This window comes from Pseudarthrobacter polychromogenes (genome assembly GCF_014644495.1).
Classification (GTDB): domain Bacteria; phylum Actinomycetota; class Actinomycetes; order Actinomycetales; family Micrococcaceae; genus Arthrobacter; species Arthrobacter polychromogenes.
The window spans coordinates 23976-41608 of the sequence record NZ_BMKU01000017.1 but is presented as its reverse complement, the minus strand read 5'-3'; the positions used below and the strand labels follow the sequence as shown (position 1 = coordinate 41608).

Annotated in this window: 13 protein-coding genes; 5 read left to right on the top strand and 8 right to left on the bottom strand. The window is 66.9% G+C overall.

Annotated features, from left to right (window positions below):
* Positions 1–56: 56 nt before the first annotated feature.
* The 5 genes from IEX43_RS18915 to IEX43_RS18895 all read right to left on the bottom strand — a co-directional run bounded on the left by IEX43_RS18915 (position 57) and on the right by IEX43_RS18895 (position 5405).
* Complete coding sequence (locus tag IEX43_RS18915; protein ID WP_229666542.1) at positions 57–1190, bottom strand: PQQ-dependent sugar dehydrogenase; 1134 nt, start codon at positions 1188–1190, stop codon at positions 57–59.
* Positions 1191–1257: 67 nt separating this feature from the next.
* Positions 1258–2529 (bottom strand): MFS transporter, encoded by a 1272-nt coding sequence (locus IEX43_RS18910; protein WP_229666541.1) that lies wholly within the window; start codon positions 2527–2529, stop codon positions 1258–1260.
* A gap of 50 nt (positions 2530–2579) precedes the next feature.
* Complete coding sequence (locus tag IEX43_RS18905; RefSeq protein WP_188813562.1) at positions 2580–3143, bottom strand: cyclophilin-like fold protein; 564 nt, start codon at positions 3141–3143, stop codon at positions 2580–2582.
* Positions 3144–3309: 166 nt separating this feature from the next.
* On the bottom strand, positions 3310–4206 hold the full coding sequence (locus IEX43_RS18900; RefSeq protein ID WP_188813560.1) for a helix-turn-helix transcriptional regulator: 897 nt from the start codon (positions 4204–4206) through the stop codon (positions 3310–3312).
* A gap of 71 nt (positions 4207–4277) precedes the next feature.
* On the bottom strand, positions 4278–5405 hold the full coding sequence (locus tag IEX43_RS18895) for an alpha/beta hydrolase (RefSeq protein ID WP_188813558.1): 1128 nt from the start codon (positions 5403–5405) through the stop codon (positions 4278–4280).
* Positions 5406–5629: 224 nt separating this feature from the next.
* Between IEX43_RS18895 and IEX43_RS18890 the strand changes: the two genes are divergently transcribed.
* The gene (locus IEX43_RS18890; RefSeq protein WP_188813556.1) at positions 5630–6103 is read left to right on the top strand and encodes a GNAT family N-acetyltransferase; all 474 of its coding nucleotides are present in this window, start codon (positions 5630–5632) and stop codon (positions 6101–6103) included.
* Between the two features lie 285 nt (positions 6104–6388).
* On the opposite strand, the gene IEX43_RS18885 is transcribed toward IEX43_RS18890, so the two are convergent.
* On the bottom strand, positions 6389–7246 hold the full coding sequence (locus tag IEX43_RS18885; RefSeq protein ID WP_188813554.1) for an amidohydrolase family protein: 858 nt from the start codon (positions 7244–7246) through the stop codon (positions 6389–6391).
* 75 nt (positions 7247–7321) lie between these two features.
* Here IEX43_RS18885 and IEX43_RS18880 point away from each other — a divergent pair, with 75 nt between their 5' ends.
* The 4 genes from IEX43_RS18880 (at position 7322) to IEX43_RS18865 (ending at position 12880) form a co-directional block, all read left to right on the top strand.
* Complete coding sequence (locus IEX43_RS18880; RefSeq protein ID WP_188813552.1) at positions 7322–8068, top strand: GntR family transcriptional regulator; 747 nt, start codon at positions 7322–7324, stop codon at positions 8066–8068.
* Between the two features lie 3 nt (positions 8069–8071).
* Positions 8072–9343 carry an SLC13 family permease gene (locus tag IEX43_RS18875; protein ID WP_188813550.1) on the top strand — a complete coding sequence of 424 codons (1272 nt, stop codon included), beginning with the start codon at positions 8072–8074 and terminating at the stop codon, positions 9341–9343.
* Between the two features lie 124 nt (positions 9344–9467).
* Positions 9468–10022: a hypothetical protein gene (locus IEX43_RS18870; protein WP_229666540.1), complete on the top strand. Its 555-nt coding sequence runs from the start codon at positions 9468–9470 to the stop codon at positions 10020–10022.
* Complete coding sequence (locus IEX43_RS18865; RefSeq protein ID WP_188813547.1) at positions 10019–12880, top strand: ATP-binding cassette domain-containing protein; 2862 nt, start codon at positions 10019–10021, stop codon at positions 12878–12880. The genes IEX43_RS18870 and IEX43_RS18865 overlap by 4 nt, the downstream gene beginning before the upstream one ends.
* 95 nt (positions 12881–12975) lie before the next feature.
* On the opposite strand, the gene IEX43_RS18860 is transcribed toward IEX43_RS18865, so the two are convergent.
* Positions 12976–15855, bottom strand: coding sequence for an FAD-binding and (Fe-S)-binding domain-containing protein (locus tag IEX43_RS18860; RefSeq protein ID WP_188813545.1), 2880 nt, complete (start codon positions 15853–15855; stop codon positions 12976–12978).
* A gap of 1 nt (position 15856) precedes the next feature.
* Positions 15857–17611, bottom strand: coding sequence for an L-lactate permease (locus tag IEX43_RS18855; RefSeq protein ID WP_188813544.1), 1755 nt, complete (start codon positions 17609–17611; stop codon positions 15857–15859).
* Between the last annotated feature and the right edge of the window lie 22 nt (positions 17612–17633).

Below are 17633 nucleotides of genomic sequence, written 5' to 3'. Positions count from 1 at the left end.
CGCCTGGTGTCCCGTTTGTAGGGCTGCCGATTCGCCCGGCAGCGTGGGCATCTCGACTACTGCCGGGTCAGCTCCACGCTGAGGATTCGGTCGTCACCAGGACCGGGCCTGCCCCGGCCATCGGTGTTGTTGGTGACCAACCAGAGCTTCCCGTCCGGAGCCTCCGTGACATCGCGGATGCGGCCGAATTCGCCGTCGTAGTAGGTGGTCGAGGTGGATGGATCGGCTACGGGAACGGCCCGGAGGACCTGTCCGCGCAGGTTGGCGATGAACAGCGTCCCGTCAATGTGGGTCATTCCGCTGGGGCTGGCCTCGGTGGGCTCCCACTGCTGAACGGGGTCGGTGAAGTCCCCTGTGGTGGCTATCCCTTCAACGGTCGGCCAGCCGTAGTTGGCGCCCGCGGTGATGATGTTCAGCTCGTCCCAGGTGTTCTGCCCGAACTCGGTGGCGAACATGGTGCCGTCCTCCGCCCAGGCCAGGCCCTGGGGGTTGCGGTGCCCGTAGCTGTAGACGAGCGAGTCCGGGAAGGGATTGTCGGCGGGGACGCCGCCGTCGGGGGTCATTCTCAGGATCTTCCCGTTCAGGGATTCGAGGTCCTGTGAACTGTCGCGCCGGCCCGCATCGCCAATCGCGACGTAGAGCATGCCATCGGGCCCGAAGGCGATCCGGCCGCCGTCGTGATAGCTCGCGGAGCCAATGCCGTCGAGGAGCATTTCGGCCTGTCCCAGCGCCAAGGATCCCGGTTCTCCGGTGACGTCGAAGCGCTGGAGCCTGTTTCCGTCCGTCCCGGTGGAATACACGTACAGGCGGCCCTGGCTGTCCACGGCCAGGCCCAGCAGCCCGCCTTCCCCCACAGCCGCCACGCCGGGAATGTCTCCGATGGCGCGCGTGGTGCCGTCAGGGCTGAGCTCGAGGATCCGCCCGCTGTCCCGCTCACTGACCAGCGGGGTGCCGTTGCGGAACACCACGGACCAGGGAGCCTCCAGCCCGGTGGCCACGGCCTGGGGTGTGCCCGTCGGGGTGGCATTTCCCGCCGTCGCCGATGTCCCTGCTGAGGAGGGGGACGGGGACGGAACCGGCGTTGAGGCCGGGGTTGGGGGTGCTGCGGGCGGCGTAGTGGTGCAGGACGAGAGCAGCAGGCCCGCTCCGATGGTGAGTGCAAACAGGACTGGCGTGCGGGTGGCTTTCAAGGCTTTCTCCTGATGCGTTTGAGGATGTTTGTTGGCAGTAATGCTGCGGCAAGCGCCGCTTTGCTGGCTACCTGGGAAATGCCGTGCGGCGTCCCGCAACAGAGATAACAAGCGCGACGGCGGCAAGTCCCACCAGGGCGGCCGGCAGGACCATCCCGTCAAGGCTGCTGATCACCACGGCGCCCGCCACACCCGCGGCGAAAATCGCCAGGTTGAACGCGACGCCGAGCATTGAGTTGGCAACATCGGCGTTTTCCCCGCTTGCAGCGCTGATGGCCGTTTGCAGCTGTGCCGCCGCGCCGCCGAAGGCGATGCCCCACAGGACGATCGCGGCGAGGACTGCCGCCAAGGACGCGTGGCCAACGATGAAGATCGCACCGGCCACCAGGAAGCTTCCGAGGCTGAGCAGGACCAGGCGCCGGAGGCCCTTATCGATCACCGCGCCGGTGATGGCGATCCCCGCAATCGCGGCCGCACCGAACGTCATGAGCGCGATGTCCACCGGGAGATCAAGGCTTGCCCCGCGGAGGTAGGAGCCAATGTAGGTGTACATGATGTTGTGCCCAAGCATCCAGCTGACGATGACGCCGAGGACAACCGCCACGCCCGGGATGGCGAAGACCCGTGCCAGGGATGCGCGTGACCCGGGCCGTTGTCCGGGCGCGTCCGGGACCAGGAAGACCGCCAGCAGGAGGGTGGCCACCGTGAGGACTGCCAGCACGCCGAAAGACCAGCGCCAGTCGAACGTCGTACCCAGCCAGGAGCCGAAGGGCGTCCCCACTGCCAGGCCCACCGGGGTTCCAACAGACGCCACGGACAAGGCGCGGCCGGCCTGGTGCGGAGCGGTGATACGCCGGGCATAGCCGGCAGTCATCCCCCACAGCAGTCCGGAGAACGCACCGGCCAGGAGCCGGGCTCCCAGGGAGAGGGCAATGTCCGTGGAGAATGCCGTGATGAGGTTCGCGGCTAGAAAGCCGAGAATCCCGACGACGAAAACAGGCTTCCGGCGCAGGCCACGGGTCAACGCGATGGCGGGCATGGCCGCAACGACTGTTCCCAAAGCGTAGGCACTGACAAACTGCCCCGCGGTTCCCTCGGTGACGGCGAGTCCAGAAGCGATCTGGGGCAACAGGCCGGCGGGCATGGTCTCGGTGGCAATCAGGAGGAATCCCATCAAGGCCATGACCAGCAGGGCCGCCCAAGGGAAGCGTCCGGCAGGTACGGCAGGATCGCTTGCCGGGGCCCAATCCTTTGTTTCTTCAGTAATGCTGATGTTTTCGGAGGGCAGGGCGTCGATGGGCGCTTCGCGGGCGCCATCCTCAAGGGTTGCTCGAGTCAAAACGGTTCCGTTCTTTTGTGGAAGATTTCGGAGCAGCCGTGTCATCCCGCTCAGTTAGCGGGAGCCAGCCTGGCGGTAAAAGAGCCTGTTTGGTCCCGGATCGCCGCGAGGTCATCGAACGATCCGATCCGCACAATTCCGCGGGAGTACCCGACGCCCTCGTAATAGAGGACCAGGGCCTGATCGGGCGCGTAGTAGCCGATGGCCAGTGGTTCTGCGCTGTCGCCGGCGGGAACGCCGTCGAGCGAAAGCGCCTCCGGCAGCTCTGCGATCTTTTCCTGCCCGCCGTAGTCCCTGAAGGAGAGCGTCAAGGGAAGCTGCCCGATCAGGGAGCGTGCAGTGGCGTTGCTGGAAAGGGTCCCTGTCACGGTCTCGCCACCGACGTCGATGGTGATCGGGGTGCTGTCTGCAGCAGCCGCTGAGGACGGGACCGGTGAAGGCTGCGACGACGACCCGCCGGCCGCCGTCGAAGTTTCCAGCGGGGAGGACGGCGGCTCAGTAGTGGAGGACGGCGGTTCAGTGGTGGAGGCCGGACCGTTCGAAGGGGTACTGCATCCGGCCAGGGGCAACGCCAGTACGCACATCGCAGCCAGGGCCAATGTCTTCAGGTGCATTGCAGATGGTCCGTTCCACTCACGAAAATTTGGTCCCTTCCAGCAAAGCAGCTGGCAGAGAAGTGCAGGAGCCCCTGTTGTGAGGGGTACTGGGAGGGACCCCTACGCGACCCCCGCGGTGAGGCCCGCCGTCGGCCGTTCTTTCGTTCCTGGTGGCCGGCGCCCCTCAGCCGTCCGTCCCGGTCTTTTCGGATGCAGCCCGGACGGAATGTCCATACTCGCTGGCCGCCCATGAGGCGAGCAGCTGCATGCGCTCAGCCGACGCCGACCCCGGCTCCGCGGTGTAGATGGTGAGAGTCAGCCCGGGTTCGGCGGCCATCTCCAGCCCCTCGAAAGCGAGAGTCATTTCGCCCACAACCGGGTGGTTGAAGGTCTTGAACCCGGTGCCGTGATGGCGGACATTGTGTGCACCCCAGCGTCGGCGGAACTCGTCGCTGCGGGTTCCCAGCTCGCCAATGAGGTCGTGGAGTTCCTTGTTATGGGGGTCCCGGCCAGCCTCCGTCCGCAGGATGGAAACGGTCACCTCGGCGAAGGCATCCCAGTCCGGGTAGAACTGCTGGGCACGTTCGTCCAGGAACGTGAACCGGGCGATGTTCGGTGACTGGCCGGGCATGTCATAGCAGTCCTTGTAAAACGCCCGGGCCAAGGGATTGACCGCCAGCAAATCCATCCGGCCGTTACGAACGAACGCGGGACCGGCCGTGATCGCATCAAGCGCCCACTGCAGGCTCTGATGCGGCACGTAGGACTTGGACGTCCGGCGCCGCGGCGGCCGGGCAGCCGGGCTGGCCGCGCTGGCGAGGTTGAACAGGTGGGCCCGCTCGGCGTCGTCCAGGCGCAAAGCCCTGGCGATGCTTTCCAGCACCTGGCCAGAGGCGCCGCTGATCGCGCCGCGCTCCAGGCGCGTGTAGTACTCAACGCTCAAACCGGCAAGGATTGCTACTTCGCTGCGGCGTAAACCCTTCACGCGCCGGTTCGCCCCGGCAGGCAAGCCAACCTGCTGGGGTGAAACCTGGGCGCGTCGCGAAACGAGGAATTCGCGTACTTCTGCTCGGTTGTCCATGCTTTCCACGCTAGGCCAAGCTTTGCAGGTGAGGGAGTCCCTTCCAGTACCCCTCCCCCGCAGCCCCCTTCCTAGAGCTGGGTACGGAAGAAGTCCGTGAGCTTGTCGAAGGGGATCAGGCCGGTGCGGTCGTAAAGGTCCACGTGGCCGGCTCCGGGAACCCAGAAGAGTTCCTTGGGTCCGGTGGCGAGCCGGTAGGCCTCTTCGCTGAACTCCCTTGAGTGCGCCTGGTCACCGGCGATGAACAGCAGCGGCCGCGGTGAGACCAGGTCCAGATCGGTAAACGGATGGAAGTTCATGAACTTGGTGTTGGTGGCCAGGGCCGGGTGCGTGGTGGTGTTCGGGTGGTAGCCGCGGGCGGTCCGGTAGAAGTCGTAAAACTCCCGGTCCACAGCGGTGGACTCTGCCGTGAGCTCATCCGGTGTGCCGCCGGTGTACTCCATCGCGCCGCCGGCGAACTCGACGTCGCGTTGGGCAGCTGCCGTGGCGATGAAGGCCTTGCGCTGTTCCAGGGTCACGGATTTGTTGAGTCCGTCGCGGTTGGCGGCGCCCATGTCGTACATGCTCACCGTGGCGATCGCCTTGATCCTCGGATCGATCTTTGCCGCGCTGATCACGAAGCTGCCGCTGCCGCAGATCCCGATGGCCCCGACGCGCTCCTTGGCAACGAAGGCCTGCGCCCGCAGGTAGTCGACGGCGGCGCTGAAGTCCTCGGCATAGATGTCAGGCGAAACCGAGTTGCCGGGCTTGCCGGCGCTCTCTCCCCAGAACGAGAGGTCGAAGGAGAGCGTCACGTAGCCCTGCTCCGCCATCTTGGTGGCGTAGAGGTTGGCGCTCTGTTCCTTCACGGCGCCCATCGGGTGGCCTACCACCAGTGCCGGGTGGGTGGCCCCCCGGTCCAGGTTGTTGGGGACGAAGAGGTTGCCGACGACCTTCATCTCGTACTTGTTCTTGAACGAGATCTTCTTCACCGTGACCTGGTTGCTGGTGTAGAAGTTGTCCGCGCCGTTGGAGGTGTCGCCCGGTTCGAGGTCTTTGCGCGAAACAGTCGGTGCTGCGAAGGCCGGCCCGGCTCCTGCCGCGCTGGAGAGCCCGATGGCCGCCGCGCCTGCACCTGTCAGCTTGATGATGTTGCGGCGCGACACGCCAGCCTGGATTCCCTGAGTCGTGGTGTTGTTTCCGTTGCAGTCCGTGCTCATCGTCTTCATCCTTGGGATTGTCGGTTACGTATGTGGTTGGACTTCGTTGTCCTTTCGAGCACACCACGGCCGGAACGGCCAACGGGAGTCCCTGCTGAGGCTGGTTCTGCCAGAGCCCCCATGGGTACTCGCGAACTGGTCACTCAACGAGAGAGGCCCTGCCGCGAACCGAACGTGGTTGGTGGCGTCACGGAGTCCGCCGCTCAGCCGGTACATTAGAGCCGATGATTTCCATTGACCGGGACGACCCCGCACGCGGCGACGTCCATCAGCTCCTCAGCGAACACCTGGCGGATATGTTCGCCACGTCCCCGGCCGAAAGCGTCCATGCCCTGGACCACTCCGCGCTGTCCGTGCCGTCGATTACGTTCTGGACCGCCCGCGAGGACGGCGGGCTGCTGGGATGCGGCGCACTCAAGCTCCTGGATTCCGCTTCCGGCAGGCCGGTGCACGGCGAGATCAAGTCGATGCGCACCACGGCAAGCGCCCGCGGACGGGGCGTAGCCACCCTCATGCTCCGCCATATCCTCGACGATGCCCGCGCCCGGAACCTCGAGCGTCTCTACCTTGAGACAGGAACCGAGGACTACTTCGCTTCCGCTCGCCGCCTGTACGCCCGCAATGGTTTCACTGAGTGCCCTCCGTTCGCTGGCTACGTCCTGGACCCCAACAGCGTCTTTATGGAGCTCCGCCTGTAGGAAGCACTCGTGTGGGCGCCGCGGAGACCGAAAAGACAGCGCGGAATGTCAGGCGGCACAGCGGTCAGGCATGCGCACGTGCTGCCAGCCGATGGCGCCGGCCTGTAGCGCATCAAGTGCCGCAGCAGGGACGTGGTCAGCGCGTGGGTTTCTCCAAGGCGGACGGATGCTGCGCGTTCGCCGATGGTGAGCGCGCATGCGACTTCCGGCACATTGGACACTTCGACGTCGTCCGCGTCGGTTGGATGCTGCTCTCCTGCAGCCGTTGCCGCCCCGCCTGCCCTATCAGTCGCGGGGGCCTTGGAGCGCCGGTTCAGCGCGGCGGCAAGTGGTGGGATCAGCCCACCCGAAGAGTGTTTGGGCGTTAGTTGTCATCATCCGGTCAAAAAGCTCCTCACCTGCCAGCGTCCGGCCCCATTCAAGAATGCTGCCGTAGGCCTGGTCTTCGTGCCGCGTAAAGGGCCAGTCACTGCCGAAAACCAGCCGGTCCGTTGAGCCATTCCTTACCAGCCTGGCGAACATGTCGGCGGCCTCCTGCGGTGAGGACCGGTAGGGCCCTGACACCTTGACCCAGACGTGGGCCTGGCTGAAAAGCTGCAGTACAGCGTGGATAGCCCCGGGGTTCTGGGCGTGAGGCAGACCGAGATGGTCGATGACGATCTTCGAGGGCCAGTTACTGAGCGCGGCCGCCAGGGCGGACCATTGCGTCCCCGAGGCCTGAACTTCCAAATGCCAGCCATGCCTGGCCATTGATTGGCCCGCGGCTTCCCATTCAGGGAGATAGAGGTCCGGCAGGGGCTGTCCGATGAGATTCAGGCGGACCCCCCGGACCCCGGCAGCGTCCAAGTCACGCACTCGGCTGGGGGAAAGATCGGCATCCACCCGGTCCGGCGAAACTACAACCACTCCCCGGAGTGCAGCCGGAGCTGAAGCCAGTGCTGCCAAGAGGTAGCTGTTGTCGGAACCGAGGAAGCTGGGTTGAACCAGAACGCCTCGTGCCACACCGTTGGCGGCCAGGACGGCCAGGTACCGGCTCAGGGGAGCGGCATAGGTCGGCACGTAGCGCGCACCTGCAACAGTAGGCAATCCAGGCTCAAAAATGTGGGCGTGGGTGTCAATCCACGCGGCGGGCAGTTCATTCATGCATTTACCCTACCGGAAACCATTAAACCTTTATAGGACTAGACCTATAAAGGAATTTGTTCTACGCTGTGAGGCATGACACAAGCTTCCAGCTCCCCGGCTTTGGCTCAGACCGATCAGCGGCTGCCTCTTCATGCACGGGTCAAAGACGACCTGATCCGGCGCGTCCGGGCCAACGAATGGGGAAGCACCACACCCCTGCCGCCCGAGTCCGCGCTGGCGGAGGCCTACGCCATCTCCGTAGGCACGCTGAGGCGTGTCCTTGCCGAACTCGCCGCTGACGGGATTCTGGAACGCCATCAGGGCCGCGGCACGTACGTGCGCCGCGCCACCTTCCAGCACTCGCTCTTCCGTTTCTTCCGGATGCAGGGAGGGACCGGGCAGACTCCCGGAAGCCGCATCCTCGAGCGGAACACGCAGAACGCGCCCGCCCACGTCGCCGCTGCCCTGAACGTCAAGGAACATTCTGCGGTCTTGCACCTGCACCGTCTTCGTTTGTGGCAGGACACCCCTTTCCTGATCGAGAACATCTGGCTCCCACTGCCGCAATTTCAGCCAATCGCTGAGATTAGCCTCGATGAGCTGGGCAGCCTGCTGTATCCGGAATACGAAAAGCGGATCGGGCTCATCATCGGCTCGGCAACCGAGGAACTTTCGGTCACCCAGGCAACCGACGGCCAGGCCGTACTCCTGAACTGCATAAGCGGGGACCCCCTCGTCAAAATCAACCGCACCGCGCGCACCCACACCGGCGACGTCGCCGAGTACCGCGAGTCCCATGGGCTGGCGTCCTCATTCCGATACCAAGTGGAGATCAACTAAGCCATGCAAGAACTCGTGGCCGTATCCGGCCTTGTCCTCATCTTCGGCCTCTCAATGTGGCGGAAAATCAACATGGGCGCCGTCGCCCTGGTTGTCGCCTTCCTCCTCGGCGTCCTGTATTTCGGCCAGACAGCCTCCGGAATCGCCTCCGGATTCCCAGGCAGTCTCCTCATCACACTCTTGGGCGTGACCTACCTCTTCGGCATGGCCCGGGCCAACGGCACCATCGACCAGATCGTCGGAGGCGCTGTGGGTGCCGTGCGGGGACGGGTTGCCCTGGTCCCCTGGGTATTCTTCATCCTCGCCGCCATCATCACCGGATCCGGCGCGCTCTCCGCAGCCACCAACGCCATCCTCATCCCCGTGGGCCTTGCCTTCGCCCAGCGCTACAGGATCAACCCGCTGCTCGTGGGCCTGTGCATCATCAACGGCACCAACGCCGGCGGATTCTCCCCCATCGCCGTCTACTACAACATCGTGGACGGCGTCCTGGACAAAGTCGGCATCTCAGTCGACGCCGGCCAGCTCTTCCTCTGGACCTTCATCGCCAACGTGGTCATCAACGCCGTCGCGTTCATCCTCCTCGGAGGACCCGAACTGATGCGCCGCGGACGCGAAGAGGAGACCGCGGACCCCACCACCTCCTACCTCGGCGGCGGGACCGCAACCATCACAAAAACCGCTACCTGGACCGGCCAAAAAATAGTCACCGTAGTGCTCATGGCCAGCATCCTTGTCGGCGCCCTGGGCTTCAAGCTCGACGTCGGATTCCTCGCCCTTGCCGCCGCGGTGACACTTTCGGCCCTCTACCCGCAGCACTCCAAGGAAGCCCTCGGGCACATCGGCTGGAACGTCATCCTCCTCATCGGCGGAATCGTCACCTACATCAGCATGCTCGAAACCGCAGGCGTCATCAAAGAACTCGCCAACTCCGTCGCCGGGATCGGCACCCCCCTGCTGGCAGCGCTCATGATGCTGGTCGTGGCAGGGGTGGTATCGGCCTTCGCCTCCACCAACGCCATGTTCGTTGTGCTCGTCCCCCTGGCAGCACCACTGCTCACCACCGGTTCCGTTGGTGTCCTGGGCTTCGTCATCGCCCTCTGCATCGCAGCGTCAGCCGTCGATTCCAGCCCCTTCTCCACCGGCGGCGCACTCGTCGTCGCCAACACTGAGGAAGAAAAGCGCGAACAAACCTTCCGCGGCATGATGATCTGGGGAATGTCCATGATCGTCGCAGCACCCTTGCTGGCCTGGCTCCTGTTCGTCGTGATCTAGCACCCCGACACACTGCAGATACAGGAACGACGGCGGGACTCCCCGCCGTCGTTCCTGTCGACGGATGGCGTCACAAAACGCGGCCGCCTCCGGATCCTGCCGGGCAACGCCCTACCCTTAACAGGTGACTTTGACTAAGATGCGCACCGCCGCCGCGAGCTCCCTCGCCGCCGCCGGTCTCCTGTTTTCCCTCGCCGCCTGTTCCGCGCCGGCCGCCACCCAGCCAACCTCCTCCGCGCCGTCGCCGTCGGCCGCGACCTCCAGCGCCGCCGACGCTCCCTGCGATGGCGTGAAGGTCATCGTCGACTCGGGCGCCCTGAAGCAGGAAGCCGCCGACACCACCGTGTGCGTGCCCGTGGACGAGCCCACGGTGGCTGCCGAGATCCTCGAAGAGGCGGACGTGGAAACCGAGGGCACCACGCAGTACCCCACCGAACTGGTGTGCCGGGTGAACGGTGTGCCCGCCGCGGACTTCGACATCACCCACAAGGAGGGCACGTACCGCGAAGAATGCGGCAGCATGCCCGCCGCTTTCGCCTACTGGGCGCTCTGGGTCAAACCGGCCTCCGGTGAGTGGGCCTACGCCCAGGAAGGCCTCGCCACCCTGAAGGTGAGCCCCGGCGAGAGCCTGGAACTCCTCTTCACGGTCGACGGCGAACCGGCCGCCCCCGCGGCATGACCTTCCGGCCCGCGCCATTACGCGCAGCGGCGGCTCTCGCCGTCGTCTTCATCGTGGCGCGGGTCATCTACCGCATCCTTTTCAACGGGGCGGGCATCGGCGAGCCGGTCCTGCTGGACCTGCCGGCGATGCGCCTGCCTGCCCCGTACGCCCATGTGGTTTTCCTCGGCCCGGTAAGCGGACCCGGACTGTGGGCGGCGGTCCTGTCCGCCCTGCCGATTGCCGCGATGTTCCTGGGTTTCGGCCTGCTCAACGCCTTTGTGGACGTGGCCCGCGGGTTTGTGCATCTGGCCCGCCGCGGCCCCATGCAGGGCATCGGCCGGATGCTTGTGGTGGCCTGGGCGGCGCTCCCCGCGCTGTCCGACGCCGTGACCTCCGTGCGCCTGGCGTTCCGCTTGCGGGGCGAACGCTTTGGACCCCGCGCCCTGGTGCCCATCCTCGAGCACACCCTTGAGCACGCGGGCAGGGTTGCCGCCGCCCTGGAGCTGCGCGGCTTCGGGAGCCGGGCGGAGCACCGTTCCAAGAACGACGACGGCGGCCCGCTTCTGGTGCGCGACGCCCAGTTCCGCATCCGCGACGCGCAGGTCAGCGTCCCGGACTTTGCGCCGCGGAGCGGGTCCCTCACGGTCATCACCGGACCCACGGGCTCCGGCAAATCCACCATCCTGCGGGGCATTGCCGGCCTCCTCTCGCACGTTGATGGGGGCGACATTTCCGGGACCGTGCGCGTTGCCGGCATGGACCGAGCCGCCACCCCGCCGCGGCATACCGCCCGCGTCGTCGGCGTCGTCCTGCAGAATCCCCGCGCAGCCTTCGCCACCACCAAGGTCCGGGATGAAATCTCCCTGGCACTGGAACTGCGCGGCGTGGCGTCCGGGGCCGCCAAGGCCCGGGTGCTGGAGGTCGCCGAACGCATAGGGGTTTCGGCGCTGCTGGACCGGAACGTCAGCACCCTCTCCGCGGGCGAGGCAACGCTCGTGGCCGTCGCCGCCGCGGTGGTGGAAGATCCGGGCCTGCTCCTGGTGGACGAGCCCCTGGCCGACCTCGACACCTCCGCACGCGGGCACGTCATCGCCGTACTCCACGACCTCGCCCGCGACGCCGGCGTTTGCGTCATCGTGGCCGAGCACAGAGCGTCAGCGCTCGTCCCCGTTGCCGACTCGTGGTGGACAATAGACGACGGCACATTGATTCCAACTGCAGGGGTTCCGGCTGCCGCCCCGTCAACTTCGCAGCCTGCCGAGGCTCAGCAGATCCCTTCTCCGCCAGCTGACATCGCTCCGGTGCTGACGGCGACTAACCTCGCCGTCCACCGCAAGGGCAACACCCTGGTGCGCGATGCATCCCTCACCCTGCACAGCGGTGAACTGGTGGCCCTGGTGGGCCCGAACGGAGCCGGGAAGTCCTCCCTCCTGGTTGCCCTGGCTCTGGGTGAAGGAACGGGTGGTGCGACCATGCTCGACGGCGGCCGCGTCGCCTTGGTGCCGGACGCCTCTGACGATCTCTTCACCAGGGATTCTGTGGCGGGCGAGCTGCGCGCGGCCGAGCGTCGCCTTGCCCGCCGAAAGAACGGCGGACAGCCCGCACCCGGCTTTGCCGCGTCGCGACTGGCCCGGCTGCGGGGCGACGTCACGATCCCCATCGGCCACGAACATCCGCGGGACCTCTCTGCCGGCGAGCGCAGGATCCTGGCCATCGCGCTGCAGACCATGGACGATCCCCAGGTGCTCCTGATCGATGAGCCCACCCGCGGGCTCGATCCTTCGGCACGGGCGGCAGTCGCGGCGGCACTGCGTGCGGCGGCGGACTCCGGCGCGGCGGTCCTGATCGCCACCCATGACCACGACTTTGCCCACGGCCTCGGTGCCCGGATCCTGCCAATGCGTGACGGCGTCGCACCTTCATCCGAAGCGGCACCGGCCGAAGAACCCGAGCTGCCCCTCCCGCTCCCCCGGGTTGCAGCCGCCGGACCGGAACCGAGGGGCAGCGAACCAGAGACCCACAGCGCAGAACGAAAGCCCCAACGCATCCGGCTGCCGCGCGGCGCCGAACTCGCTATCCTCGGCGCGGCAAACCTCCTGGCCCTCGCCGCCTTCTGCTGGCCGCTACTCGCCGCGGCCCTCCCGCAGGACGCAGCCGCCGCCCTCCCCTACGCGGCGCTGGCCATCGCGCCGCTCGCCGTCGTCGCCGTCGTCGTGTCCCTGGACGGCTCGGTCCGCTCCGCTCACACGGTGGCGCTGCTCGGCGTCCTGGCAGCGGTCGGTTCGGCGGTGCGGTTGGCGAGCACCGGCGTCGGGGGTGTGGAGGCTGTCTTTATCCTGCTGATCCTGGCGGGCCGGGCGTTCGGTGCCCGGTTCGGCATGCTCCTCGGCGCCGCAACCATCGCCCTCTCAAGTGCCTTGTGGGGCGGCATCGGGCCGTGGACACCGTTCCAGATCTTCGCCTGCGCGTGGGTGGGAGCCGGGGCCGGACTGCTCCCCCGCCGGGTGCGCGGCAAGGCAGAACTGTGGATGCTGTGCGGCTACGGTGCCGTGGCGTCCTACCTGTTCGGCCTGCTGACCAACCTGTGGTTCTGGCCGTTCGCGGTGGGGGCCGGCACCGGCATCTCCTACGTGCCCGGCGCGCCGCTGGCCACCAATCTGAGCAGCTTCCTGCTGTACTCGCTGGTGACGTCGACGGCGGGCTGGGACACCCTGCGAGCCGTCACCACCATCGTTGGCATCGTTGTGGTGGGGCGGGCCATTCTCGCCGCATTCCGGCGGGTGAAGCCGGTCTCCAGCGCGGGTGGAGGCGCCGGCGGGCGCGCCGCGCAGCAACAATCCGACCCGGCCAGGGACCGGCTGCACCTTAGGGTCTGAGCACACCGGCAGCTCACCCGCACGCTGCGGGAAACACAAGGCGCTGCTCGCGGACCTCAAGGTCGGGGCGGTTTGTCCTGCCCAGGAAAGACATCCTACGCACCCGTTGAGCTGCGAAATTCAGGGATCGTTACAACGCCTTCCCCGGGCCGCGTCACTTCCTCCAGCAGCTCCAGCACGTGCCGGTACTCAGCCCCGGTTGCCCTGGTCATCCCGAGCTCACAGGTGCGGTTGCAGGACGCATGGGCTGACGCGCCCAGCTCCGCGACCTCCTCCCCCTGCTTCCACGTGGCCGACTCCGTGAGCTCCGGGTGGAGCATGCCTCGGTCCCCCGCGAAGGCACAGCAGCCCCAGTTCGCGGGGACGTCCACCTTCTCCGCCACTGCACCGGCCACCGCATCCAGGGACGCATTGATCCCCATGCGCGTAGACGAGCAGGTGGGGTGCAGTGCCAGCGAATCCAGCTTCTTGTGGTCCGGGAGCCTGGGCAGGATGCGTTCGGCCGCGAAATCCACCGCGTCCACAATCCGCAGGGGACGCTGCCCCACCAGGGGAACATCCGATTCCACGGCCTGGCGCAGGCCCTCCGTGCAGGACGACGCGTCGCAGATGATGGCCAGTTCGCCGTCCCGGGTGGCTTCCCGCAGCGCGGCCAGGGTCTTCTCCTGCATGGTCGCCTGGCCGGCCACCATGCCCTTGGATGACCAGGGGGTGCCGCAGCACAGGCCATCGATGCCCTGCGGCACCAGCAGGGTGATCGCGGCCCGTTCGCACAGCTGCTCGAAGCTGTACTGGACTCCCGGCCCGGGCGTGCCGGACTGGTCCGCACCAGCCGGCCCGAACATGGTCCCCACGCATGCGGGGAAGTAGACGGCGTCCGGTGCCCGGTCCGGCGTCGGACGTTTCCGCACGGAACCGCCGCCCGGCAGCTCCGCCGAGTACAGCGGAACGGTGTCCGTGCCCAGGACCACCCTGGCGGCCTTGTTGGGCGGGACCAGCGCGGCGGCCGGCAGCTTGTTGACCACGGTGAGCGCCAGCGAAGCGCCGCGAGTCACCCCTTCCCAGTGCTTGGCAGCCGCGTTCCAGGCGCCGTTGGCAACGGAACCGGCGTCGGAACGCCTGATCCGCTTGACCAGGAGTCCGGTGTTGATCTCCACCGGACAGGCCGTCTGGCACATGCCGTCCACGGCGCAGGTCTGCACCGATTCGTAGTCGTAGTCCTTCTCCAGCTGCTCCACCAGCGCCGTGTCGCCGGCCAGGCGCGCGGCCTCGATGGCACGCAGGGTGACGATGCGCTGCCGCGGCGTCAGCGTGAGGTCCTTGCTGGGGCACACCGGTTCGCAGTAGCCGCAGGAAACGCAGCGGTCCACCTCTTCGGCCACCGGCGGTGCCGTTTTGATATGCCGGAGGTGCGCCTCGGGATCGTCGTCCAGGATGACGCCGGGGTTGAGGATCCCGCGCGGATCGAAAAGCTCCTTGATCCTGAGCATCACGCCGTACAGCTCATCCCCGTACTGCCGCCGCACATAGGGCGCCATCACCCGTCCGGTGCCGTGCTCGGCTTTGAGTGAGCCGCCCTCCCCCAGCACCAGGTCCACCATGTCCTCGGTGAACGAGCTGTACCTGTCCAGCTCCTCGGCGGTGGTGAACCCGTCCGTGAGCATGAAGTGGACGTTGCCGTCCTTGGCGTGGCCGAAGATCACGCTGTTGCTGTAGCTGTACTTGTCGAACAGCCCGATGAGGTCCTGGCAAGTGCGGCCGAGCACGGGAACCGGGACCACGATGTCCTCCAGCAGGGCGGTGGTCCCCTGCGGCCGGGCGCCCGCCACCGAGGCATACAGGCCCTTGCGCAGGTGCCAGAGCCCCGCACGTTCTTTGGCGTCACCCGTGAAGTGGGCTTCGGCGGAGAGGCTCAGCTCCTTGAGGATGCTTTCACCGCCCTGCTGCAGCTCCGCGAGCTGGTCCTGCGCTTCGGCCGAGTATTCAACCAGCAGGGCAGCGTGGTCCCGCACCACCAGGTCACGTACGACGGCGGGAGTCCCCTTCAGCGCCTGGCCCACCTTGAGGGACAGCGCGTCCATGAGCTCCACCGTGGCCGCACCGGTGTCCACCAGCGCGGGCAGGGCGGCGTTGGCCGCCTGCAGGTCCGGGAAGACGAGCAGTCCCGTGGCGGCGTGCTGCAGCCGCGGGATGGTGCGGAAGACGGCCTCGGCCACGAAGCCCAGGGTTCCCTCGCTGCCGACGATCAGGTGGGCCATGATGTCCACCGGGCTGCTGAAGTCCAGCAGCGTGTTGAGGCCGTAGCCCATGGTGTTCTTCATGGCGAACTGCTGCCGGATCCTGCGCACGGACTCACTGTTCCCGCGCACCCTGGCCGCGAGTTCCGCCAGCCCCTGGTAAAGCTCCGGCTCCAGCGCGCGCAGCCTGGTGTCCGCGTCCGGGGCGCCGGTGTCAATGACTGTCCCGGACGGGAGCACGACGGTGAGGGACTCGAGCGTACGGTAGGCGTTGTCCACGGTGCCGCAGTTCATGCCGGACGAGTTGTTCGCCACCACACCGCCGATGGTGCACGCGGCCTCGCTGGCCGGATCGGGCCCGAACTTCCGGCCGTAGGGTGCCAGCCGGGCATTCAGCGCCCGCACCGTGACGCCGGGCTGCACCCGGACGCGCGCACCGCCGTCGAGCACTTCAACGTCCCGGAAATTGCGCCGCACATCCACCAGCACGCCGTCGGTGACGGCCTGTCCGCTGAGGCTGGTCCCGCCGGAGCGGAACGTGAGCGGCACGCCCTGGGCGGCACTCGCGCGGAGCAGCCCGCCCACGTCGACTGCGCTTCCGGCGGTGACCACGGCCTGCGGGATCAGCAGGAAGTGGGAGGCGTCGTGGGCGTTTGCGTGCAGGTCGATGGCCCGGGTTTTGACGTGGGCGGGATCGGTGACGGCGGAGCGGAGGGCTGCGAGGTCCAGCGGTGCCATATCAGGGAACCATCCAGCCGAGGACGGGCGTTGACTGCAGGAAGATCAGGACCGTGATGAGGGCCAGGAGGCCCAGGCTCCAGCCGATGAGCTTGCGGAACAGGGTTCCCTCGGCACCGTCAAGACCCACCGCAGCCGAGGCCACGGCCAGGTTCTGCAGGGACAACATCTTGCCCATCACGCCGGCGGAGGAGTTGGACGCAGCCATCAGCACGGGTGAAAGTCCGGTCTGCTCCGCTGCGGTGGCCTGCATCTGCCCGAACAGCGAGTTGGAGGAGGTGTCCGAGCCGGTGAGTGCCACGCCGATCCAGCCGATCAGCGGCGAGAGCAGGGCGAAGAAGCCGCCGGCGGAGGCCAGGGCGAAGCCCAAAGTGGTGGTCTGGCCGGACAGGTTCATCACGAAGGAGAGGCCCAGCACGGCGGTGACGGTGACGATGGTCCAGCGCAGCTGCACCACGGTGTCGCGGTAGATGCGCAGGCCCTGGGATGCACTGATTTTGTAGAGCAGCATGGTGAGCAGGCCGGAGAACAGCAGCAGGGTGCCGGTGGCCTTGAGGTGGTCCAGCTTGAACTTGGTGGCCGCCACCGGCTTGCCGGCCGAGTCCGTGATGTCCAGGCCGGGCCAGGCGAACGTGACGCTGCCAACCTGGGTCAGCCAGGCCTTGACGATCGGGATCTGGGCCACGGAGAACACCGCAATGATGATCAGGTAGGGCGCGATCGCCATCCAGATCTGGCGCGGCTCGGGCCGGGAGTTGTCCGTGGGGATGGCGGGGTCTGCAGGCGGGGCGCTGCCGCCGCTGCCGCGTGCCGCCGTCGTACCTTCCTGTGCCGTACCTTCCTGTGCCGTACCTTCTTGTGCCGAGGAGCCGCCCGTTCCGCCGGCGCTGACGACGGCGGGGACGGCAGCAGCCTCCACGGCACCGCCCATGCCAACGGTTTCCTTCGGCTGCCAGACCTTCAGCATGAGCAGGACTGCGGCCACGGTGACGACGGCGGCGACGACGTCCGTGAGTTCCACGGCGAAGTAGTTGGAGGTGACGAACTGGGCCAGGCCGAAGGCGGCGCCTGCCACCAGTGCCACGGGCCAGGTCTGCTTGACGCCGCGGCGGCCGTCCACGATGAACACCAGCAGCAGCGGGACGATCAGTGCGATGAACGGCGTCTGGCGTCCGGCCATGGCGGACAGCTCATTCAGCGGCAGGCCGGTGACGCCGTTGAGGGCAATGATGGGTGCCGCCATGGCGCCGAACGCCACGGGAGCGGTGTTGGCCAGCAGCGAGACAATCGCGGACTTCAGGGGTTTCATGCCAGCGGCCATCAGCATGGCGGCGGAAATTGCCACGGGTGCGCCGAAGCCGGCCAGCGACTCAAGCAGCGCACCGAAGCAGAAGGCGATGAGGATGGCCAGGATCCGCAGGTCGTTGGAGATGGAACGGATGGTGCGTCCCAGAACCTCGAACCACGGCGTGGCCACGGTGAGCCGGTAGATCCAGAGCGCGTTCACCAGGATCCACAGGATGGGGAACAGCCCGTAGAAGATGCCGGCTGCCGTGGCGCTCAGGGCCTGGTTGACCGGCATCTGCCAGCCGACGATGGCCAGCACCAGTGACAGAACCAGGCCGGCCAGGGCGGCGAAAGGTGCTTTGACCTTGAAGACGCCAAGGAGGACGAAAAGCAGGACGAGGGGAAGAGCCGCGCAAAGGGCTGAAATCACGAGGGACCCGGCGATGGGGTCGAGGATCTGCTGAAACATGTGTCTCCAGATTGTGTGAGGC